The sequence below is a fragment of the Streptomyces verrucosisporus genome (genome assembly GCF_017114865.1).
Taxonomy (GTDB): Bacteria; Actinomycetota; Actinomycetes; order Streptomycetales; family Streptomycetaceae; genus Streptomyces; species Streptomyces fenghuangensis.
On sequence record NZ_JADEYH010000012.1, the window covers coordinates 148,611 to 169,729 of the forward strand.

The window sequence follows — 21,119 nt, forward strand, 5'->3', positions numbered from 1 at the left end:
TCGGGATGTGCGTTGGAGCAGGCGGAGGGGGAGCCTGATGGGGGTGCCGGCCGAGAAGCTCAAAGGTGAACTCGAGTCGCTCAAGGACTTCAAGAACCGGGTCGACAACATCCTGGAGGAGCTGGAGAGTTCGCCCGCCTCCCCCACGAGGGTCCGCCAGCAGGAAGTGAAGCGGTCCTCCTTCGGGGGCGAGTTCGCCGAGGCGGACGGCGTCTACTCGCAGTACGCCCGGGTCCACACCCAGCTCACCAGGCTCTCCGGAGTCCTCGGCGACCAGATCGAGGCCATGCGCATCGCCGTCCACGGCGCCGACGTCGGCTTCGGCAATCTGGAGGACGACCTGAAGCGGCGCTTCTGGGAGCTCCAGACCAGGGCCCACCAGTACCAGCAGCAGCACGCGGCGGGCAAGCAGCCGCCCAAGGACGATGCCACCGGGGTCACCTACTGACGGGGGAGGTACGACCATGACCGACAAGAAGGACGGGCAGAGCGGGCCGGACAGGCCCGAGGAGCCGTTCGTCGCGGCGCAGCTCGTCATGACCGACCTCAAGCGCAGCGGCGCTCTCGTCCCGGTCGACCTGTTCGGGGGCACGGCCGCGCGCAACAGCGTCATGAGCACCACGGACTTCGAGAACAAGGATCTCGAAGAGATGTTCTCCCTGGTGGACGACGCGGACCCGGCCGACATCGAGAACGCCGCCGACATGCTCTGGGACGCGGGCGGCAGGATCAGACAGGTCGGCGACGACCTCAGGAAGCACATCGACAAGGTCGACTGGGAGGGCGAGTTCGGCGACAGCTTCCGCGAGTGGGGCCGGAAGCTGAGCAAGAACACCCTGCTCCTCGCGGACTTCACCGAGAAGGCCAGCACTCAGCTGAAGGCCGCCGGAGTCGGCCTGTCCATGGTGCGCGGCGGCATGCCCGAGCGCGACCCGGCGGTCATGGCCGCACCGCGCCTGGAGAGCATCCCGCCCGAGGAGCGCGACGAGTCCAACGAGAAGTACAAACTGGCCAAGAAGAAGGAGGACAACCGCCAGGAGGCCATCAACCAGATGAACCGCCTGGCCTCCTACTACAAGGTCTCGCACGACAACATGAAGGACCTGGAGGAGCCGGAGTTCGGCCCGATGCCGAACGTCGGCATGCCGCCGGCGCCGCCGCCCGGGTCCGGGGACGAGTTCCTTCCCGGGCCCGGGCGTAACTCCGTAGCCTCCGGTTACGGAAATGGCGGACTCGCCAGCGGCTCGCAGGCCACCGGCATGGGAGCGACGCCTTCCGCTCCGACCGAGCCCGGCTTCGTCGGGGGATCCCCCGCTCCTCAGGAGTCTGTGCGCACGGACCTCAACACCGTCGCTCCCGTGGCGCCTCCCGCACCCGCCGACGCCGGTCCGCGCGCCCCGGCCGCCTCGACGGGCGGCGGGCCCGCAGCGCCCGGCCCCGTCCTGCCCGGACCTGCCCCCGCTCCCACTCACAGAGGAGGGGGGAACCTCAAGCAGGTGGGGACCTCCAGGCTCCCGACCACACACGCTCCAGGCCAGGGGTCTGGTCAGCCCGGCACGGGACGAGCAGGTGGACCGCCCACCGTTCCGCCGGCGAACAACACGAATCCCCGTCCGATCACAGGCTCCGGCTCACCCGCCGGAAGGACGCCCACCGCGACGGCCCCGCCCATGGGGCGGGGCGGCAGCGGCATCTTCGGAGGGACTCCGCAGCAGGGTCAAGGGACGTCCAACAGCCCGCGTCTTCCGCGAGGAACCGTGGTCGGCGCGGAACACGGCATAACGGGACGCCCTCCGGGGGGAGCCACGGGCACGGGAGCGATCGGCTCGGGGGCGGGCAGCGGCTCCACCGGGCGCAGGCCGGGTGCGTCGACCGGCGGCGGTGCCGTCGGAGCCCCCCGGAGCGCCCCGGGCCAGGGCGGCGCGGTGCGCTCCTTCACACCCGGCGGCTCCGGGCTGACGAGAGGTGGCACAGGCGGAACGGGTGGGAGCGGTCAGAGCACGACGGGCGCGGTGCCCCGCGGCGGAAGCACCAGCCCCCGCGAGGTGGACCGGAAGGACTCCCGCAGGCCCGACTACCTCACCGAGGACGAAGAGACCTGGCGGACGGGGCGCAACGGAATCGCCCCTCCTGTTATCGACTAACCCACGACAGAGAGCGGCGATGACGGCAGGACACGACCACGGCCACAGGTTGCCGTCGCGGCGGATGCGACGGCGCCTGCTCTCCGTGCTGGCTGTAACCGGTGCATGGACTGTATGCCTCGTCGGGACGGCACCTGTGGCTCGGGCGGAAGACGTCCGTTCGCAGCAGTGGTATCTGGACGCCATGCGGGCCGAGGAGATGTGGGAGGTCAGCACGGGCGAGGGCATCAAGGTGGCCGTCATCGACAGCGGTGTCAACGACTCCACCGATGCTCTCCGGGGCCAGGTGCTGCCCGGGGAGGATATGACCGGATCCCCTGGGGAAGCCACCGATGACTACCTCGGCCATGGGACGGACATGGCCGAGGTCATCGCCGGTACAGGGAAGAACGGGAGCATCCGGGGGCTGGCCCCTGGAGCGAAGATCATCCCATATCGCATTCCGCTGAAAGGCCTGGGCAACAAGCTCAAAGCCGACGGCTATATGAAGGCGATCCGTGCGGCGGCCGACAGTGATGCCAAGATCATCAGTATGTCCTTCGGAGGCTCGTACTACGACTCTGCCGGAGCCGAGGCCGTCGAGTACGCGATCAGCAAGGGGAAACTGCTCTTCGCTTCCGTCGGAAATGATGCCGAAGGTGAGAACAAGCCGAGATATCCCGCCTCGTACCCCGGCGTCGTCGGTGTGGGCGCCACTGATGAGAAGGGCGAGGTGACGGGCTTCTCCCAATACGGCGTCAACGTGGATCTGTCCGCTCCAGGAAGCGAAATGCCCGGATGGTGTGACAAGAACTTTCAGAAGTACTGCGCCGGCAAGGGAGGCACCAGTGCTGCCACTGCCATCGCCTCCGCATCGGCGGCTCTGATCTGGGCCAAGAACCCGGACTGGACGGCCAATCAGGTTCTGCGTGTGCTCGTGGACACCGCCGGGCGCAAGGACCGGAAAGAGGGGGCCTCCAGCGTCTACATCGGATACGGTGCCGTCCGGCCCCGCATCCACCTCCTCGAAGGCAAGGGCGATCCCGGAGAACCGGGCACGAACCCGATCGAGGTCACGGAACCGACCCTCCCGCCGGAGGCGTCCTCCTCGGAGGGGGAGAGCGACGGCAAGAACGACCGGGGTGGCGCCGGGGGAACGGACGAGGACCGGAACGACCAGGGTGAGGCCGCGGCCGCCGCGTCGGAGGACGACGGCAGTCTGTGGATCTACCTGGGGGCGGGTGCCGCGGCGGCCATCGTGGTCGTCGGCGCATTCGTTCTCGTGCGGAGGACGATCCGCGGGACATGACGGGGCCCGTACGCGGAGCGCCCACGAAGACCAGCCAGTGAACACCATCAACCCGATTCGAGGAGAACGGTATGTCCGGAGAAGGTGGCGGCGACTTCCAGTCAAGCGAGGCCGATCTCAACGACCTGATCAAAGAGGTCAACGAGATGCAGGTCAAGCTCAAGAACAAGCTCTCCAGGCTGAATGACGTGGTCGACACGATTCAGCATGCCTGGAAGGGCGATGCCGCGAACTCCTACGACAGGCTCCAGCGGCAGACCAACGACTACGGCCGGAAGCTGGACGGTCGGCTTCAGCTGATCGAGGACGCCCTCGAGGCGAGCAAGCAGGGGTTCACCGCCAACGAGATCGACCAGATGGAGAAGTTCAACCATCTGGCGAAGGCGAGCCCGATCAGCGACTTCGCCGGCACGGGCAGCACCCCGACCATCAAGTAACGAGCCGCACAGAGAAGGCAGGGGTCGATATGACCATCAAGATCACGTATGCCACCGTCATCTCCGCGGCGGATGACGTCCGCAATGCGGCCAAGGAGCTGACGATCCAGCTCAACGCGCTCGAGGACAAAGTGATGAAGGTCGTCAACACCTGGGACGGTGAGGCGAAGCAGGCGTTCAAGGCCAAGCACGACGGCTGGGGCCGGGACGTCAGCGGCCTGAACACCACCCTCAACGCCATCGCCGACAACCTGGTCGAGTCGACCAATGGCTACCAGCGGACGGACCGCAAGGCGGCCCAGCGGTTCGAGTTCTGATCGCTCGGGTCTGCCGCGAGCACATCGGAGGGCGCCCGGTGGCCGGACGAAGATCCGGCCACCGGGCGCCCTCCCGCTTTCCCGCCCGTTCCCGGCCGATGAGAGGCCGGGGCGCAAAGGCTCAGGGCTTGAGGTCGAACTCCCCGTCGCGGACCCCGAGGACGAAGGCCCGCCACTCGGCGGCGGTGTAGCGCAGCACGGTGTCGGGGTCCTTGGAGTTGCGCATGGCCACGGCGCCGCCCGGCAGATGGGCGATCTCCACCTTCTCGTCCTCCGGACCGCCGGGCGCGCTCTCCCACACGGCGTCGGAGATGTCCATCGCGTACAGCTCGTCCTTCTCCTGCTGAGTCCCCATCAGTGTCCTTCCTCGATGGACGCCGGCGACGGGAGCCTGCCCCCGTGCCACGCCGCACCGCGTATCCGAGATGCGGCATCGGTGAACGTGGGGGCACGGCGCGGTGCTGCGCGGCTCACGGCCCCCGGGCAAGATAACAGCCCGGTATGCGCTCCGAGGGGCGTCCGCACAACCTCCGGTACGGGGAAGGCCCCGGGACGGCGGTACGGCCCGTGGGGCCGGACGCACCGCCGCCCGCGAAGGTCAGTTCGGGGGCAGCCAGCCCACCTGGACCAGCGGGGCCCCGCGCTTGCGGGAGACGAAGTGGCCCCGGCCGGGCGGCATCGGCCGACCGCGGACGTTGCCGAGGAGATCGCCCTCGCCGGGGTCGGCGGAGAGGACCACACCCTGGGCCCCGAGCTCCTTGATGCGCTGCATGAACGGCTCGTAGGAGGCACGGGAGGCCCCGGCGGAGCTGCGGGCGATGATGAAGCAGACGCCGATGTCCCGGGCGAAGGGCAGGTGCTCGGTGAGCATCGCCAGCGGGTTGCCGCTGGAGGTGGAGACCAGCTCGTAGTCGTCGATGATCATGAACATCTTCGGGCCGTGCCACCAGCTGCGGTCGCGCAGCTGCTGCGGGGTGACGTCCTCCGGCGGGGTGCGCTTCTCCATCAGGTCCTTCATCGCGGCCATGTGCGTGTCCATGGCGTTGGACATGGCGGCGTACACGATGAGGTGGGAGTCGGGGATGTCGCCCAGCAGCGAGCGCCGGTAGTCGGCGACGACGATGCGCGCCTCGTCGGACGTGTAGCGCTCGCAGATCTGCTTGGCCAGCAGGCGCAGCAGCGCCGTCTTGCCCGACTCGCTCTCGCCGAAGACCAGGAAGAACGGGTCGGTCTCGAAGTCGACGAAGACCGGCTGCAGGGTGTTCTCGTCGATGCCGAAGGCGACGCCGTGCCGGGGGTGGTCGCCGCCCCCGGGCAGCCGGCCGGCGGGCAGCTCGCGCGGCAGCAGCCGCACTGGCGGGGCCGCGGGCCCCTGCCAGGCGTCGGCCACCGCCCGGGTCAGCGCCGCGGTGGCGTCGGAGAGCTCCTCGTCGGAGGTGACGCCGTCGATACGCGGCACCGCGGTCATGAAGTGCAGCTTCTCCGGTGTCTGGCCGCGCCCGGGGACACCGGTGGGCACGTTCGCCGCGACCTTGCGGTCGAACTCCGAGTCCATGGTGTCGCCCAGCCGCAGCTCCAGCCGGTTCAGCAGCTGGTCCTTCAGGGCCGGACGCACCTCCATGTACCGGGAGGCCGCCACCACGACGTGGATGCCGTAGCCCAGACCGCGGGAGGCGATGTCGGTGACGACGGCCTCCAGCATCTCGTACTCCTGCTTGAAGGCGCCCCAGCCGTCGATGACCAGGAACACATCGCCCCACGGCTGGTCGGTGATCTCCCCGCGGGCCCGGCGGCGCCGGAAAGTGGCGATGGAGTCGACGCCGGTGGCCCGGAAGTACTCCTCGCGCTGATTGAGCACACCGGCGACCTCGGCCACGGTCCGCCGCACCCGCTCCGGGTCCAGTCTCGACGCGATGCCGCCCACGTGCGGCAGGTCCCGCACGGCCGACAGGCCGCCGCCGCCGAAGTCCAGCCCGTAGAACTGGACCTCCTGCGGGGTGTGGGTGAGGGCGAAGGAGGTGATCAGGGTGCGCAGCAGGGTGGACTTGCCCGCCTGCGGGCCGCCGACGACCAGCATGTGGCCCGCGGCGCCGGAGAAGTCGCGCAGCAGCGTCTCGCGCCGCTGCTCGAACGGCTTGTCCACCAGGCCCAGGGGGACCGTCAGCCGGCCCGAGTGCTGGTGGTCCGGCTGGGTCAGGCCACGGCCGGGGACCACCGACAGACCGGGCAGCAGCTCGTCCAGCGGCGACGCCCGGTCCAGCGGCGGCAGCCACACCTGGTGGGCGGCCGGACCCTGGTTCTCCAGCCGGCGCACGACGACGTCCAGAACGGTGTCGGCCAGTGCGTCGTCGTCGGCCGGGGCGGCGGGCACGGGGGCCGGGACGGGCCCGGGGCGCCGGGGGGCGGGCACCGGCACCGGCCTGGCGGTGAAGAGCACCGGCCGGCGCTCGGCGGGCAGCGGGCCGCCGGCGGCCCCGGCGGAGGCGGAGGTGCCGGAGCGGTAGGTGCCCGATACGTAGGCGGCCTTGAAGCGGACCATCTCGTCGGTGCCGAACTTCAGGTAGCCCGAACCGGGCACCGACGGCAGGTGGTAGGCGTCCGGCACGCCCAGCGCCGCGCGGGACTCGGCCGCGGAGAAGGTGCGCAGACCGATCCGGTACGACAGATAGGTCTCCAGGCCGCGCAGCCGGCCCTCCTCCAGACGCTGCGAGGCCAGCAGCAGGTGCACGCCCAGCGAACGGCCGATGCGGCCGATCTGGATGAACATGTCGATGAAGTCCGGCTTGGCCGTGAGCAGTTCGCTGAACTCGTCGATGACCAGCACCAGCGAGGGCAGCGGGATCAGCGGGGCGCCCGCGGCCCGGGCCCGCTCGTAGTCGTGGACGTTGGCGTAGTTGCCGGCGTCGCGCAGCAGCTCCTGGCGGCGGTTGAGCTCGCCGCGGATGGAGTCGCCCATGCGGTCGACCAGCGAGAGGTCGTCGGCCAGGTTGGTGATGACGGCCGCCACGTGCGGCATCTGCGACATCCCGGCGAAGGTCGCGCCGCCCTTGAAGTCCGCCAGCACGAAGTTCAGCGTCTCCGAGGAGTGCGTGACCGCCAGGCCCAGCACCAGGGTGCGCAGCAGCTCGGACTTGCCCGAACCGGTCGCGCCGACGCACAGGCCGTGCGGGCCCATGCCGTCCTGCGCGGCCTCCTTCAGGTCCAGCATGACCGGCTGGCCGGCCTCGCCCACGCCGATGGGCACCCGCAGCCGCTCGGCCGTCGAGCGCGGCCGCCAGGTGCGCCGTACGTCGACCGAGGCGGCGTCGCCCAGGCTCAGCAGGTCGGTGAACTCCAGGTTCGCCAGCAGAGGTTCGTCGTCGTCGCCCCCCGTGCCCATGCGCAGCGGGGCGAGCTGGCGGGCCAGCGCTTCGGCGGCCTCCACGGAGAGGGAGTCGGGCCGGCCCTGGTACACCGCGCCGTGCGCCGACTCCAGCCGCAGTTCGCCGGGCCGTACGACCACCGACAGCCCGCCGCGCGGACTGCCGATGTCGCCGGGCACGACCTCGATGACGGTGACCCCCTGCAGCCCCTCGGCGGAGGCCAGCATCGAGTCCGGGGGCACCACGGAACCGCCGTCCAGCACGACCACCACGTGCGGCTGGTCCAGCAGCGGCGGTGCGGAGGAGTTGAAGCGGGGGCGGCCCTCCAGTTTCGCGCCCAGCAGATGCTCGAGGCCGGCGGGATCGCCTGTGATCAGCCGTCCGCTGCCCGCGCCGTCGGCGACACCGGGGACCTGGACGTGGGGCAGCCACTTGGCCCACTCCCAGCGCTCGGCGCCGTCCCGCCCGGTCACCACGCCGACCACCAGGTCCTCGGGGGAGTGCAGGGTGACCAGGGAGGCGACCATGGCTCGGACGGCGCCGTGCACCGGTTCCGGGTCGCCGCTCACCGTCAGGTGGTAGAAGGCGCGCAGGGACACGGCCATCGGCAGGTTCGCGACGGTGCCCTGCGTCTGCAGGAACTGGTGCATCGCACCGGCCGTCAGCGGCTCCAGCTCGTCCACCGGCGCCGTCTCCGGAGCCACCAGAGGGGTGGTTAGCCGCTGCTCGCCCAGGCCGACCCGCACATGCACGAAGTCGTCGTCGCTCGCGCGCCGTTCCCACACCCGGCTCGGCGCCTCCCCGGCGAAGCGCGGGGAGGACTCGGCGACCAGGGCCCACAGCTGGTCCGGCGAGGGGTGCAGGTAGTACTGCGCGTCCCGCTGCATCCGCGCCGTTTTGCGGACCCTGCGCCTGGTCTGCGCCAGGTACTTGAGGTAGTCGCGGCGCATCTGGGCCATCTCGCCCTGGGTGCCCCGCCGGTACCGCACGATGGTGGCGACGAGCATGGCCAGGGTGGACGCGATCATGATCACGCCCATGATGCGCATGAAGGGATGCGCGTTCGGCATGAAGAAGAAGACCACCGAACCACCCATGCCCAGCATCGGCAGGAGCTGGAACAGCACGCTCTCCTGCTGCCCGCGCGGGAGTTCGGGCGGCGGTTCGAGCCTCAGATCCTCGCCGGGCACGCTGGGCGGCAGCACCCGCGGCGGACGCTTGACGACGATCTGGCTCACGGAAGCATCAATCCCTCGGGCAGAGCGGGACGGTGGTGTGCCTGCCGACGCCCCCGTGGCGACGGACCCCGTCCGCGCGGGGCGATACTACTGGCAGCCGGTGATGCCGGGGGGGCGGTAGGGTGGCGCGCGGCGTGTGCGCGGCGTGAGCGGCCGGCCAGGGTGAAGAGCCGCGGAAGAACGCGGAGTTCCGGTAGAAGGCCCGTGCGCATCGTGTGGAGCCAGTGAGCCAGTGAGCAGCCCACGAGGGGGATCTCAAGGTGAGTACGACTGCACCGGCAGCCGCCACCGGCTTCTGCCGGGTCACCATCGTCGCGCCCGACAGCCGCATCGATGTGGCCCTCCCCGAGGACGTGCCGGCCGCCGATCTGTACCCCGAGATCCTCCGCCTCAGCGGCCAGGCCTCCGCGGAGGGCGCCCCCGTCGGCTACCACCTGGTGCGCCGCGACGGCGGAGTGCTCGACAGCGCCCGCTCCCTGGCGGCCCAGCAGATCCTGGACGGCGAGGTCCTCAGCCTCCGCCCGTTCGCCGAGTCGCTGCCGCCGGCCGTCTTCGACGACGTCTCCGACGCGGTCGCCTCCGCGGTCTCCAGGGACCGCCGGATGTGGAGCGACGACCTGATGCGCGGTGCCGGGCTGGTCGGCGGCGTGGTGCTGCTGTCGCTCATGGCCTTCGTGCTGTGGTTCGCCGACCCGGTCCGCCACGACATGCACAGCCTGCCGGGCATCCTCGCCGCCGTGACCGGGGTGCTGCTGATCGCCTTCGCGGCGGTACGGGCCCGGGTGTACGACGACCGGCCCTCCGCGACGGCGCTCGGACTCGCCTCCCTGCCGCACGTGATGATCGCCGGCTCCGGACTGCTGCCCCTGGCGGACGGCGGCGGCATCGGCAGGCTGCAGTTCCTGCTCGGATGCGTGGCCGTCCTCGTCGCCTCCGTCGCCCTGATCGCCGCCATGCCGGGCGGGGACGGCCCGTTCGTCGCCGCCGCCTTCGCCGCCGCCATCGGCACCCTGGCCACCTTCACCGGCATCCTCGCCGAACTGAGCCCGGTGCAGACCGCGGCCGTGTGCGCCCCCGTGGCGATCGGCGCCATCGCCTTCCTGCCCGGCCTGTCCGCCCGTTTCGCCCGGCTCCCCATCGGCTACAACGCGCCGCGCACCGGCACCATGCGCTACGACGAGGACCCCGACGCCGCTCCCGACACCGCGGGCCCCGTCGACGCGGACCGCGTCGCGTCCCAGGCCCGCCGCGGCCACGAGGCGCTGCTCGGCCTCGTCGGCGGCTGCTCGGCCGTCACCGTCGCGTCGGCGGCCGTCCTGGGCTTCTCCGACTCCGGCTGGGGGCAGCTCCTCGCCCTGGCCGCCGGCCTGGCGGCGCTGACGCGCGCCCGCCTGTTCCGCTACACCGCCCAGGTCGCCTGCACCCTCGCCGCGGGGCTGGCCGCCCTGGCCCTCCTCGCGCTCGGACTGGCCCTCAACCCGCCCGCCGACCTGGTGGGCGAACTGCTGGCCGGGGACGGAGGCCCGCTGGACCTGCGCACCGTCTGGCTGTCGGCCGCCCTGGCCGGAGCGGCGTCACTGGCCACGGCCATCGGCCTGGTCGTGCCGCGGCGCGGCGTCACACCCTTCTGGGGCCGCTTCCTCGACTTCGCCGAGGGCTTCGTCCTGCTGTCGCTGGTCCCGCTGTGCCTGGCGGTGCTGGACGCCTACTCCGCCGCGCGGAGCATGACCGGCTGAGACGGACGTCCGGGAGCGTCCGGGCGCCCCGGCGGCCTCCGGGTTCCGGCGGCGACCTGCGGTGAGCGGCCCGTCGCACGACTGGTAGGGTTGTCGGCGGCCGTTTGTGTACGCGTCTTCCGGTGACCACCTGGAGGCAGCGCCCAGCGGACCCCGCCTCCCGAGTCATGGAAGATCCCCTGCGCGGAAGACCAGGGGCACTCGGTGGCCTCGACGAAGAACCCAAGGAGTATCGCGTGCCGCTCGACGCCGCTACGAAGAAGCAGATCATGGCCGAGTTCGCCACCAAGGAGGGGGACACCGGCTCTCCCGAGGTCCAGGTCGCGATGCTCACCCGCCGCATCTCGGACCTCACCGAGCACCTGAAGACCCACAAGCACGACCACCACTCCCGCCGGGGCCTGCTGCTCCTGGTCGGCCAGCGCCGCCGCCTGCTGCAGTACCTGGCGAAGAAGGACATCCAGCGCTTCCGCGCGCTGGTCGAGCGCCTGGGCATCCGCCGCGGTGCGGCCGGCGCCCGGTAGTACGCCGTGAGAGGGAGCGGTTCCCGCAAGGGGAACCGCTCCCTTCGCCGTACTCGCGGCACCTCACAGGCACTCACGGAGGCCGGAAGCTTTGTAGTCTGGTCCCACAACGACATACGAGAACGAGGCGGAGCGCCTTCACGCCGCCGGTCCTCGGTAGTGGCCCCCGGGCAAAAAGGCCCCGGGAGCTTCGATCGAAGACCGGCCCGTACGGGAAGACGCTCCACCGCCACCGTCCGAGCCACACGGGCACGGACGCAGACGAGGAGAATTCCCTGGTGGAGAACGAGACCCACTACGCCGAGGCCGTCATCGACAACGGAACCTTCGGCACCCGCACCATCCGCTTCGAGACCGGCCGCCTGGCCCGTCAGGCCGCCGGTTCCGCCGTGGCCTACCTGGACGACGACACCATGGTGCTGTCGGCCACCACCGCCTCGAAGCACCCCAAGGAGCAGCTGGACTTCTTCCCCCTGACGGTCGACGTCGAGGAGCGGATGTACGCCGCGGGCAAGATCCCCGGCTCCTTCTTCCGCCGCGAGGGGCGCCCGAGCGAGGACGCCATCCTCACCTGCCGCCTGATCGACCGCCCGCTGCGCCCGTCCTTCAAGAAGGGCCTGCGCAACGAGATCCAGATCGTCGAGACGATCATGGCCCTCAATCCCGACCACCTCTACGACGTGGTCGCCATCAACGCCGCCTCCTGCTCCACCCAGCTGGCCGGCCTGCCCTTCTCGGGCCCGATCGGCGGCACCCGAGTCGCCCTGATCAGCGGCCAGTGGGTGGCCTTCCCCACCCACAGCGAGCTGGAGGAGGCCGTCTTCGACATGGTCGTCGCCGGCCGTGTCCTGCCCGACGGCGACGTGGCGATCATGATGGTCGAGGCCGAGGCCACCGAGAAGACCGTCGAGCTGGTCAAGGGCGGCGCCGAGGCGCCGACCGAGGAGGTCGTCGCCGCCGGCCTGGAGGCCGCCAAGCCCTTCATCAAGGCTCTGTGCAAGGCCCAGTCGGATCTGGCCGCCAAGGCCGCCAAGCCGGTCGGCGAGTTCCCGATCTACCTGGACTACCAGGACGACGTGTACGAGGCGCTCCGGACGGCCGTCCGCGACGAGCTGTCCCAGGCGCTGACCATCGCCGGCAAGCAGGAGCGCGAGAGCGAGCTCGACCGCGTCAAGGCGCTGGCCGCCGAGAAGCTGCTGCCGCAGTTCGAGGGGCGCGAGAAGGAGATCTCCGCGGCGTACCGCTCGCTGACCAAGGCCCTGGTCCGCGAGCGCGTCATCAAGGAGAAGAAGCGCATCGACGGCCGCGGGCTGACCGACATCCGCACCCTGGCCGCCGAGGTCGAGGCGATCCCGCGGGTCCACGGCTCGGCGCTGTTCGAGCGCGGTGAGACTCAGATCCTGGGCGTCACCACCCTCAACATGCTCCGCATGGAGCAGCAGCTCGACACCCTGTCGCCGGTGACGCGCAAGCGCTACATGCACAATTACAACTTCCCACCGTACTCCACCGGCGAGACCGGCCGCGTCGGCTCCCCCAAGCGCCGCGAGATCGGCCACGGCGCGCTGGCCGAGCGGGCGATCGTCCCGGTGCTGCCCACCCGCGAGGAGTTCCCGTACGCCATCCGCCAGGTCTCCGAGGCGCTGGGCTCCAACGGCTCGACGTCCATGGGCTCGGTGTGCGCCTCCACCATGTCGCTGCTGAACGCCGGTGTGCCGCTCAAGGCGCCGGTCGCCGGCATCGCCATGGGCCTGATCTCCCAGGAGATCGAGGGCGAGACCCACTACGTCACCCTCACCGACATCCTCGGTGCGGAGGACGCCTTCGGTGACATGGACTTCAAGGTCGCCGGCACCCGCCAGTTCGTCACCGCCCTCCAGCTCGACACCAAGCTGGACGGCATCCCGGCCTCCGTGCTGGCCGCGGCCCTCAAGCAGGCCCGCGACGCCCGCCTGCACATCCTGGACGTGATGAGCGAGGCCATCGACGTCCCGGACGAGATGTCCCCCAACGCGCCGCGGATCATCACCGTGAAGATCCCGGTCGACAAGATCGGCGAGGTCATCGGCCCCAAGGGCAAGATGATCAACCAGATCCAGGAGGACACCGGCGCCGACATCACCATCGAGGACGACGGCACCATCTACATCGGCGCCGCCGACGGCCCGGCCGCCGAGGCCGCCCGCGCCACGATCAACGGCATCGCCAACCCGACGATGCCCGAGGTCGGCGAGCGCTACCTGGGCACGGTCGTCAAGACCACCACCTTCGGCGCCTTCGTCTCCCTGCTCCCGGGCAAGGACGGCCTGCTGCACATCTCGCAGATCCGCAAGCTCGCCGGCGGCAAGCGCGTGGAGAACGTCGAGGACGTGCTGGGGGTCGGCCAGAAGGTCCAGGTCGAGATCGCCGAGATCGACCAGCGCGGCAAGCTGTCGCTGATCCCGGTCCTCGAGGAAGACGAGAAGGAAGGCGCCGAGACCACCGACGCGAAGGACACCGCGACCAAGTGACGCGCACGCCCCGTACGACGGCCCGCCCCACCGCCCCGGTGGGGCGGGCCGTCGCCCGTCCTCACCACGCCCCCCGCCCGGCCGCCGGACCCGCCTTCGGGCGCTGGTCCCCGTCCGCCACCGCGGCCGGAAACGGCACGGGCACCGTCCGCAAGACCGTGCTCCCCGGCGGCCTGCGGGTCGTCACCGAGTCGGTGCCGACCGTCCGCTCCGCCACCTTCGGCATCTGGGCACGGGTCGGCTCCCGCGACGAGACGCCCGCGCTGGGCGGCGCCACCCACTACCTGGAGCATCTGCTCTTCAAGGGCACCGGGCGGCGCAGCGCTCTGGACATCTCCGCGGAGATCGACGCGGTCGGCGGCGAGATGAACGCCTTCACGGCGAAGGAGTTCACCTGCTACTACGCCCGGGTCCTGGACACCGACCTGCCGCTGGCGGTCGACGTCGTCTGCGACATGCTGACCGGCTCGCTGATCCGCTCCGAGGACGTCGACGCCGAGCGCAACGTCGTCCTGGAGGAGATCGCCATGACCGAGGACGATCCCGGGGACTGCGTCCACGACCTGTTCGCCAGAACCATGCTCGGCGACACCCCGCTGGGCCGCCCGGTCCTGGGCACCACCGACACCATCAACGCCCTCACCCGCGACCAGATCGCCCGCTTCTACCGCCGCCACTACGACCCCACCCACCTGGTCGTCGCCGCCGCCGGCAACCTCGACCACGACACGGTCGTACGCCAGGTGAGCGAGGCCTTCGAACGCGCCGGCGCCCTGGGCCGCACCGACGCCGAGCCCGTCGCCCCCCGGAGCGGCTCGCGCCGCATCCGCACCGCGGGCCGCGTCGACCTGCTCGACCGCGCCACCGAGCAGGCCCACGTCATCCTCGGCATGCCCGGGCTGTCCCGCACCGACGAGCGCCGCTGGGCGCTCGGAGTGCTCAGCGCGGCCCTGGGCGGCGGGATGAGCTCCCGGCTGTTCCAGGAGGTGCGCGAGAAGCGCGGGCTGGCCTACAGCGTGTACTCGTACACCTCCGGCTTCGCCGACTGCGGCCTGTTCGGCGTGTACGTGGGCTGCCGCCCCAACCTGGTCCACGACGTGCTGAAGATCTGCCGCGACGAGCTCGACCACGTCGCCTCGCACGGCCTGGGGGACGAGGAACTGCGCCGCGCCATCGGTCAGGTCTCCGGCTCCACGGTCATGGGCCTGGAGGACACCGGCGCGCTGATGAACCACATCGGCAAGGGCGAGCTGTGCTGGGGCGAGCAGCTGTCGGTCGACGGGATGCTCGCGAAGATCGCCTCCGTCACACCCGACGACATCCGCTCGGTGGCCCGCGAGATCCTGGGGTGGCGGCCCTCGCTGTCGGTCATCGGGCCACTGACCGACCGGCAGAGCGCCCGCCTCGACGAAACCGTCGCCTGACCGCAGGCCCGCCCGGCCTGCCCGACGCGGGCCCCGCAGGGCCCGTACCCGTGAAAGGGAACACGCACATGAGCAAGCTCCGCGTAGCAGTCCTCGGCGCGAAGGGCCGCATCGGCTCCGAGGCGGCCCGCTCCGTGGAGGGCGCCGACGACATGGAGCTCGTCGCCGCCCTGGACAAGGACGACTCCCCGGAGGCGCTCACCGAGGCGGGCGCCCAGGTCGCGGTGGACCTGACGCATCCGGACGCGGTGATGGACAACCTCGAGTTCTGCGTCGGCCACGGCATCCACGGCGTCGTCGGCACCACCGGCTGGACCGACGAGCGCCTCGGCAAGCTGCGCACCTGGCTGGAGGCGTCCCCGGGCACCGGAGTGCTGGTCGCGCCGAACTTCTCCATCGGCGCCGTGCTGACCATGCGCTTCGCTCGTCAGGCCGCCCGCTTCTTCGAGTCCGCCGAGGTCGTCGAGCTGCACCATCCGAACAAGGCCGACGCGCCCTCCGGCACCGCCACCCGCACCGCCCGGCTCATCGCCGAGGCGCGGGCCGAGGCGGGCCGCCCGGCGCAGCCGGACGCCACCACCTCCGCCCTCGACGGTGCCCGCGGCGCGGATGTGGACGGAGTCCCGGTGCACGCGGTGCGGCTGCGCGGACTGCTGGCGCACCAGGAGGTCCTCTTCGGCGACACCGGCGAGACCCTCACCATCCGACACGACTCACTGCACCACAGCAGCTTCATGCCCGGCATCCTGCTGGGAGTGCGCCGTGTGACGGACACCCCCGGCCTCACCGTGGGGCTGGAGCACTTCATGGACCTGGACTGAGAACCATGGGCGGAAAGATCACCTACGCCTTCCTCGCCGTCTCGCTGGTCGCCGTCTTCGCGGTGGTGGCGGTGCAGGGCGTGCTGCTGCTGAGGACGGGCGAGCCCGCCGCGATGGGGATAGGGGTCGTCGCCTTCGTCCTCCCGTGCGTCGGTGCCTGGTTCCTGTGGCACAACACCCGCTTCGCGCGGAACGCCGGCCGTCTGGCGCGGGAGCTGGAGGCCGAGGGCGGGCTGCCGCAGGACGGTCCCGCGCGGACGGCGGGCGGACGCGTGGACAAGGCGTCGGCGGACGAGGTATTCGCCCGGCGCAAGGAGGAGACCGAGGCCGCCCCGGACGACTGGCGCTGCTGGTTCCGGCTGGCCGTGGCCTACCACGACGCCCGGGACACCCCGCGGGCCCGCAAGGCCATGCAGCGCGCCATCGCACTGCACGACGGCAGGCCCGTGCGGGAGACCGCCGCCTGAACGGAGCCCGCCGCCCCGGGGCCCGTCGCGCCGGCGTGGGCTAGCGGCGGTTCTCCGCGGCCCAGCCCTCGACCACGTCCGCCGCCTCGTCGAAGGAGTCGGGGCGGGACAGGAAGTCGGCGTTGTGGTCGGTCAGCACCGGCCTCAGCGCCTCGCCGCGCCGCGGTTCGACGAGCAGGGCCTGCCCCTGCACGGTCCGCGGCAGGCCCAGCCATTTCACCGGCTGCTGTACGGTGCGCACGGCCGAGACCTCGCGCCAGGACAGCGTCGTGGTCGAGACCAGGCCCACCTGGCGTATCCCGCGGGCGCTGACCCACACCCCCACCCGCAGCAGCCGCAGCGCGTACGCGATCACCAGTGCCGCCACCAGCAGGCACACGAGTGCCTCCACGGCGGCGCCCGCCATGGCGATGATCAGGGTGGACATCAGCATGTAGGCGGCGAGCAGCAGAGTCAGCGCCGCTCCGGCGACCCGCCAGGGGCCCGGCCGGTAAGGTCGACGCCATCTCTCCCGCTCCTCGTACGGCAGCGGTGCGTCGGAGGCGGTGGCGTCCAGTTCGCCGTCGGCCGTCAGGAAGTGCAGTGGCACGGAATCCTCGCTCACGGACACAGTGGGTGGGGGCCTGTGAGCGAGGAGATTATCAGCGGCTCTCGGCGGCGGTCGGTCGGTCCGGCCCGCCGTCCTGCGGCCGCGGGGTGTCCAGGGCCGGCATCCCCAGGAGCAGGGATCCCACGAGGCCGGCGACCACGACCACTCCCAGCAGCACGCGACCGGCCATGTCCGCCCTCGACGGACGGCGGCGCGGCGGAGTGACGTTACTGCGGAAGTGCCCGGAGTCGGCGACGAAGGCGAAGGGCACGGACTCCTCGCGGCGGACCATCTGCTGCTGCTCCTTCAAGGGTGGTCTGTACTGCCACGGGGAGAACGCCCAGGCATTCGGGTAAGTGCCCGTTTTCCGTTGCTTGCGGAAGAATATCAGCGACCGTGCCCGCCGCCGTGCGGGCGGAGGCGGGCCGAGGGGGCGAGGTCGCCCCCCGGTTCGCCCCCGCCATAGGCTGTGCGCCGCCCCGACTTCCCGCGTGGCACGACCGAAAGGATTCCCGGTGTCCGACGCCCCCGACATCCGCTTCCGCAGTGACATGACCGTCGAGCTGGTCAAACACTCGGCCGCAGACACCGACGTGCTGTGGGCGGCGCGGGTCTCTACCGCGGGTGAGCAGTCCCTGGAGGAGCTGGAGAAGGATCCGCAGCGCTCCAGGGGGCTGATCAACTTCCTGATGCGCGACCGGCACGGCAGCCCGTTCGAGCACAACTCGATGACCTTCTTCATCAGCGCGCCGCTGTTCGTCTTCCGTGAGTTCCACCGCCACAGGGCCGGCTGGAGCTACAACGAGGAGAGCGGCAGGTACCGGGAGCTGGAGCCCGTCTTCTACGTGCCGGACACCTCCCGCAAGCTGGTGCAGGAGGGGCGTCCGGGCAAGTACCGGTTCGTCGAGGGCACGGCCGAGCAGCACCGGGGCACCGTCCGCACCCTTGAGGACAGCTACCGGCGCTCCTACGAGGCGTACCAGGGGATGCTGGACACGGGCATCGCCCGCGAGGTCGCCCGCGCGGCTCTTCCGGTCGGCCTTTACTCCTCGATGTACGCCACCTGCAACGCCCGGTCGCTGATGCACTTCCTGGGGTTGCGGACCCGGCACGAACTGGCGAAGGTGCCCTCCTTCCCGCAGCGGGAGATCGAGATGGTCGCCGAGCGCATGGAGGCGCACTGGGCCGGTCTCATGCCGCTGACGCACGAGGCGTTCAACGCCAACGGGCGGGTCGCCCCGTAGCACGTGGACCGTCGCTATCTATGTCCGGATTGCGGCTTTTGGAAATGTTCGTCTACGCTTTTCCCACGGACCCGGCACTGTCTGAACCCCCGAGCGGACAGTGCCGGGCTCCTCAACCGCCTCCCGAGGGCGCGCCGGACCTCAGGCTGCGAGTAGCGTGGGACCCATGGCTCCGACCTCCACACCGCAGACGCCCTTCGGGCGGGTCCTGACCGCGATGGTCACGCCGTTCACCGCGGACGGCGATCTCGACCTCGACGGCGCGCAGCAGCTCGCCGTCCACCTGGTGGACGCCGGTAACGACGGCATCGTCGTCAACGGCACCACCGGTGAGTCCCCGACCACCGGCGATGCGGAGAAAGCCCAGCTCGTGAGGGCCGTGGTCGAGGCGGTCGGAGACCGTGCCCACGTCGTCGCCGGAGCCGGCACCAACGACACCCGGCACAGCCTGGAACTGGCCCGTGCGGCCGAGCGGGCCGGCGCCCACGGCCTGCTGGCCGTCACGCCGTACTACAGCAAGCCCCCGCAGGAGGGCCTGTACCGGCACTTCACCGCCATCGCCGACGCCACCGGCCTGCCGGTCATGCTCTACGACATCCCCGGCCGCAGCGGCGTCCCCATCAACACCGAGACCATCGTCCGACTGGCCGAGCATCCGAGGATCGTCGCCAACAAGGACGCCAAGGGCGATCTGGGGCGCGCGAGCTGGGCCATCGCCACCAGCGGACTGGCCTGGTACAGCGGCGACGACATGCTCAACCTCCCGCTGCTGTCCGTCGGCGCCGTCGGTTTCGTCTCGGTCGTCGGCCACGTGGTCGCCCCCGAGCTGCGCGCTCTGCTGGACGCCCACCTCAGCGGCGACGTGACCAAGGCGACGGAGATCCACCAGAAGCTGCTGCCGGTCTTCACCGGTATGTTCCGCACCCAGGGCGTGATCACCACCAAGGCCGCCCTCGCACTCCAGAAGCTGCCGGCAGGTCCCCTGCGCATGCCGCTCGTCGAGCTGACCCCTGAGGAGACCGAGCAGCTCAAGCGCGATCTCGCCGCCGGCGGGGTACAGCTCTGAAACAGACTTCACAACTGGATACGGACCAACAACTGCAAGTGCACGACGATCGCGCGCCACGTGCCCGCCAGGGTGCGTGGCGCGCGTGGTGAGGAGAGACTTTTGAGTCACCCGCATCCCGAACTCGGCCCGCCGCCGCCACTGCCCGAAGGCGGCCTGCGCGTCACCCCGCTGGGCGGCCTGGGGGAGATCGGCCGCAACATGACCGTCTTCGAGTACGGCGGCCGGCTGCTCATCGTCGACTGCGGCGTCCTCTTCCCCGAGGAGGAGCAGCCCGGAGTCGACCTGATCCTCCCGGACTTCAGCTCCGTGCGGGACCGGCTGGAGGACATCGACGGCATCGTCCTGACCCACGGTCACGAGGACCACATCGGCGGCGTCCCGTACCTGCTGAGGGAGAAGCCGGACATCCCGCTGATCGGCTCCAAGCTGACCCTGGCCCTGATCGAGGCCAAGCTGCAGGAGCACCGCATCCGTCCCTACACCCTTGAGGTGACCGAGGGCGACCGCGAGCGCATCGGCCCCTTCGACTGCGAGTTCGTGGCGGTCAACCACTCCATCCCGGACGCCCTGGCCGTCGCCGTCCGCACCCCCGCGGGCATGGCCGTGCACACCGGTGACTTCAAGATGGACCAGCTTCCGCTGGACCGACGCCTCACCGACCTGCGCGCCTTCGCGCGTCTGGGCGAGGAGGGCATCGACCTGCTGCTGTCGGACTCCACGAACGCCGAGGTGCCGGGCTTCACCCCGCACGAGCGCGACATCTCCCAGGTGCTGCGCCAGGTGTTCGCCGGAGCACAGAGGCGCATCATCGTGGCGAGTTTCGCCAGTCACGTCCACCGCATCCAGCAGATCCTCGACGCGGCCCACGAGTACGGCCGCCGTGTCGCCTTCGTCGGCCGCTCGATGGTCCGGAACATGGGCATCGCCCGGGACCTGGGCTATCTCAAGGTGCCCGCGGGGCTCGTCGTGGACGTCAAGACGCTGGACGACCTGCCGGACGACGAGGTGGTACTCGTCTGCACCGGGTCGCAGGGTGAGCCGATGGCGGCGCTGTCGCGGATGGCCAACCGCGACCATCAGATCCGCATCGTCCCCGGCGACACGGTGATCCTGGCCTCCTCGCTGATCCCGGGCAACGAGAACGCGGTCTACCGGGTGATCAACGGGCTGACCCGCTGGGGCGCCAACGTCGTCCACAAGGGCAACGCCAAGGTCCACGTCTCCGGCCATGCATCGGCCGGCGAACTGCTGTACTTCTACAACATCTGCCGTCCGAGGAACCTGATGCCGGTCCACGGCGAGTGGCGCCATCTGCGCGCCAACGCGGAACTGGGCGCGCAGACCGGTGTACCCAAGGATCACATCGTGATCGCCGAGGACGGTGTGGTGGTCGACCTGATCGAGGGCAGGGCCAAGATCGCCGGAAAGGTCCAGGCAGGCTACGTATACGTCGACGGTCTGTCGGTCGGCGACGTCACCGAGACATCGCTGAAGGACCGCAGGATCCTGGGAGAGGAGGGGATCATCTCGATCTTCGTGGTGGTGGACAGCACCACCGGCAAGATCACAGGTGGTCCGCACATCCAGTCCCGGGGTTCCGGCATCGACGACAAGGACTTCGAGTCGGTGATCCCCAAGATCGACGAGGTCCTGGCCAAGTCGGCTCAGGACGGCATCTCCGAGCCGCACCAGGTGCAGCAGCTCGTCCGCCGTGTGGTGGGCAGGTGGGTGTCGGACAACTACCGCCGCCGGCCCATGATCCTCCCCGTGGTCGTCGAGGTCTGAGGCTCAACCAGGAGCGGGGCGCCCGGATTTGCATCCGGGCGCCCCGCTCCAGTACGTTTAGGGCTCCGCCGAACGGGAACCGAAAACAGTCTTGCACTGGAAGGTTCCCGGCCGCCGGAATCAGTGAACGGGACGGAAACGGACCGGAAAATGATTCTGGTAAG

General features: G+C 70.6%; 18 protein-coding genes. 14 read left to right on the forward strand and 4 right to left on the reverse strand.

Going from position 1 to position 21,119, the window contains the following annotated elements:
- Nucleotides 1-37: 37 nt before the first annotated feature.
- The 5 genes from IQ279_RS15465 to IQ279_RS15485 all read left to right on the forward strand — a co-directional run bounded on the left by IQ279_RS15465 (nt 38) and on the right by IQ279_RS15485 (nt 4,186).
- Nucleotides 38-448: a DUF2563 family protein gene (locus IQ279_RS15465; protein WP_206349097.1), complete on the forward strand. Its 411-nt coding sequence runs from the start codon at nt 38-40 to the stop codon at nt 446-448.
- Between the two features lie 16 nt (nt 449-464).
- The gene (locus IQ279_RS15470) at nt 465-2,144 is read left to right on the forward strand and encodes a WXG100 family type VII secretion target (protein WP_206349098.1); all 1,680 of its coding nucleotides are present in this window, start codon (nt 465-467) and stop codon (nt 2,142-2,144) included.
- A 184-nt stretch (nt 2,145-2,328) separates the two neighbouring features.
- Nucleotides 2,329-3,432 carry a S8 family serine peptidase gene (locus IQ279_RS15475; protein ID WP_241028147.1) on the forward strand — a complete coding sequence of 368 codons (1,104 nt, stop codon included), beginning with the start codon at nt 2,329-2,331 and terminating at the stop codon, nt 3,430-3,432.
- A gap of 71 nt (nt 3,433-3,503) precedes the next feature.
- Complete coding sequence (locus tag IQ279_RS15480) at nt 3,504-3,869, forward strand: WXG100 family type VII secretion target (RefSeq protein ID WP_206349100.1); 366 nt, start codon at nt 3,504-3,506, stop codon at nt 3,867-3,869.
- A 29-nt stretch (nt 3,870-3,898) separates the two neighbouring features.
- Nucleotides 3,899-4,186: a WXG100 family type VII secretion target gene (locus IQ279_RS15485; RefSeq protein ID WP_101258001.1), complete on the forward strand. Its 288-nt coding sequence runs from the start codon at nt 3,899-3,901 to the stop codon at nt 4,184-4,186.
- 121 nt (nt 4,187-4,307) lie between these two features.
- On the opposite strand, the gene IQ279_RS15490 is transcribed toward IQ279_RS15485, so the two are convergent.
- Both IQ279_RS15490 and eccCa read right to left on the reverse strand, forming a co-directional pair.
- Nucleotides 4,308-4,541 carry a DUF397 domain-containing protein gene (locus tag IQ279_RS15490; protein ID WP_031508379.1) on the reverse strand — a complete coding sequence of 78 codons (234 nt, stop codon included), beginning with the start codon at nt 4,539-4,541 and terminating at the stop codon, nt 4,308-4,310.
- Nucleotides 4,542-4,784: 243 nt separating this feature from the next.
- Nucleotides 4,785-8,786, reverse strand: a complete 4,002-nt coding sequence (gene eccCa, locus IQ279_RS15495) for a type VII secretion protein EccCa (protein WP_206349101.1) — start codon at nt 8,784-8,786, stop codon at nt 4,785-4,787.
- Nucleotides 8,787-9,046: 260 nt separating this feature from the next.
- Here eccCa and eccD point away from each other — a divergent pair, with 260 nt between their 5' ends.
- The 6 genes from eccD to IQ279_RS15525 all read left to right on the forward strand — a co-directional run bounded on the left by eccD (nt 9,047) and on the right by IQ279_RS15525 (nt 16,268).
- On the forward strand, nt 9,047-10,522 hold the full coding sequence (gene eccD, locus IQ279_RS15500) for a type VII secretion integral membrane protein EccD (protein ID WP_206349102.1): 1,476 nt from the start codon (nt 9,047-9,049) through the stop codon (nt 10,520-10,522).
- A 236-nt stretch (nt 10,523-10,758) separates the two neighbouring features.
- The gene (gene rpsO / locus IQ279_RS15505) at nt 10,759-11,046 is read left to right on the forward strand and encodes a 30S ribosomal protein S15 (RefSeq protein WP_206349103.1); all 288 of its coding nucleotides are present in this window, start codon (nt 10,759-10,761) and stop codon (nt 11,044-11,046) included.
- Nucleotides 11,047-11,324: 278 nt separating this feature from the next.
- Nucleotides 11,325-13,556 carry a polyribonucleotide nucleotidyltransferase gene (locus IQ279_RS15510; protein WP_206349104.1) on the forward strand — a complete coding sequence of 744 codons (2,232 nt, stop codon included), beginning with the start codon at nt 11,325-11,327 and terminating at the stop codon, nt 13,554-13,556.
- Nucleotides 13,553-14,980: a M16 family metallopeptidase gene (locus tag IQ279_RS15515; protein ID WP_206349105.1), complete on the forward strand. Its 1,428-nt coding sequence runs from the start codon at nt 13,553-13,555 to the stop codon at nt 14,978-14,980. Before IQ279_RS15510 ends, IQ279_RS15515 begins: the two co-directional genes overlap by 4 nt.
- 68 nt (nt 14,981-15,048) lie before the next feature.
- The gene (dapB, locus tag IQ279_RS15520; protein ID WP_206349106.1) at nt 15,049-15,801 is read left to right on the forward strand and encodes a 4-hydroxy-tetrahydrodipicolinate reductase; all 753 of its coding nucleotides are present in this window, start codon (nt 15,049-15,051) and stop codon (nt 15,799-15,801) included.
- 5 nt (nt 15,802-15,806) lie between these two features.
- Nucleotides 15,807-16,268: a hypothetical protein gene (locus tag IQ279_RS15525; protein WP_206349107.1), complete on the forward strand. Its 462-nt coding sequence runs from the start codon at nt 15,807-15,809 to the stop codon at nt 16,266-16,268.
- Between the two features lie 40 nt (nt 16,269-16,308).
- Here the strand turns inward: IQ279_RS15525 and IQ279_RS15530 are convergent, their stop codons facing one another.
- Entirely contained in the window at nt 16,309-16,857 is a 549-nt protein-coding gene (locus tag IQ279_RS15530) for an SCO5741 family PH domain-containing membrane protein (RefSeq protein ID WP_206349125.1), read from the reverse strand.
- A 52-nt stretch (nt 16,858-16,909) separates the two neighbouring features.
- Nucleotides 16,910-17,149, reverse strand: a complete 240-nt coding sequence (locus IQ279_RS15535) for a hypothetical protein (RefSeq protein ID WP_206349126.1) — start codon at nt 17,147-17,149, stop codon at nt 16,910-16,912.
- 259 nt (nt 17,150-17,408) lie between these two features.
- On the opposite strand from IQ279_RS15535, the gene thyX reads away from it, so the two are divergent.
- The 3 genes from thyX (at nt 17,409) to IQ279_RS15550 (ending at nt 20,955) form a co-directional block, all read left to right on the forward strand.
- Nucleotides 17,409-18,101, forward strand: a complete 693-nt coding sequence (thyX, locus tag IQ279_RS15540; protein ID WP_241028185.1) for an FAD-dependent thymidylate synthase — start codon at nt 17,409-17,411, stop codon at nt 18,099-18,101.
- A gap of 166 nt (nt 18,102-18,267) precedes the next feature.
- Nucleotides 18,268-19,167, forward strand: coding sequence for a 4-hydroxy-tetrahydrodipicolinate synthase (gene dapA / locus IQ279_RS15545; protein ID WP_206349109.1), 900 nt, complete (start codon nt 18,268-18,270; stop codon nt 19,165-19,167).
- A gap of 102 nt (nt 19,168-19,269) precedes the next feature.
- Entirely contained in the window at nt 19,270-20,955 is a 1,686-nt protein-coding gene (locus IQ279_RS15550) for a ribonuclease J (RefSeq protein ID WP_206349110.1), read from the forward strand.
- Nucleotides 20,956-21,119: the final 164 nt, after the last annotated feature.

Bases quoted from the DNA above. Each gene is read 5' to 3' on its own strand.
- IQ279_RS15465 (WP_206349097.1), top strand. From the start codon at position 38: ATGGGGGTGCCGGCCGAGAAGCTCAAAGGTGAACTCGAGTCGCTCAAG.
- IQ279_RS15470 (WP_206349098.1), top strand. From the start codon at position 465: ATGACCGACAAGAAGGACGGGCAGAGCGGGCCGGACAGGCCCGAGGAG.
- IQ279_RS15475 (WP_241028147.1), top strand. From the start codon at position 2,329: ATGCGGGCCGAGGAGATGTGGGAGGTCAGCACGGGCGAGGGCATCAAG.
- IQ279_RS15480 (WP_206349100.1), top strand. From the start codon at position 3,504: ATGTCCGGAGAAGGTGGCGGCGACTTCCAGTCAAGCGAGGCCGATCTC.
- IQ279_RS15485 (WP_101258001.1), top strand. From the start codon at position 3,899: ATGACCATCAAGATCACGTATGCCACCGTCATCTCCGCGGCGGATGAC.
- IQ279_RS15490 (WP_031508379.1), bottom strand. From the start codon at position 4,541: ATGGGGACTCAGCAGGAGAAGGACGAGCTGTACGCGATGGACATCTCC.
- dapB (WP_206349106.1), top strand. From the start codon at position 15,049: ATGAGCAAGCTCCGCGTAGCAGTCCTCGGCGCGAAGGGCCGCATCGGC.
- IQ279_RS15525 (WP_206349107.1), top strand. From the start codon at position 15,807: ATGGGCGGAAAGATCACCTACGCCTTCCTCGCCGTCTCGCTGGTCGCC.
- IQ279_RS15535 (WP_206349126.1), bottom strand. From the start codon at position 17,149: ATGGTCCGCCGCGAGGAGTCCGTGCCCTTCGCCTTCGTCGCCGACTCC.
- thyX (WP_241028185.1), top strand. From the start codon at position 17,409: ATGACCGTCGAGCTGGTCAAACACTCGGCCGCAGACACCGACGTGCTG.
- dapA (WP_206349109.1), top strand. From the start codon at position 18,268: ATGGCTCCGACCTCCACACCGCAGACGCCCTTCGGGCGGGTCCTGACC.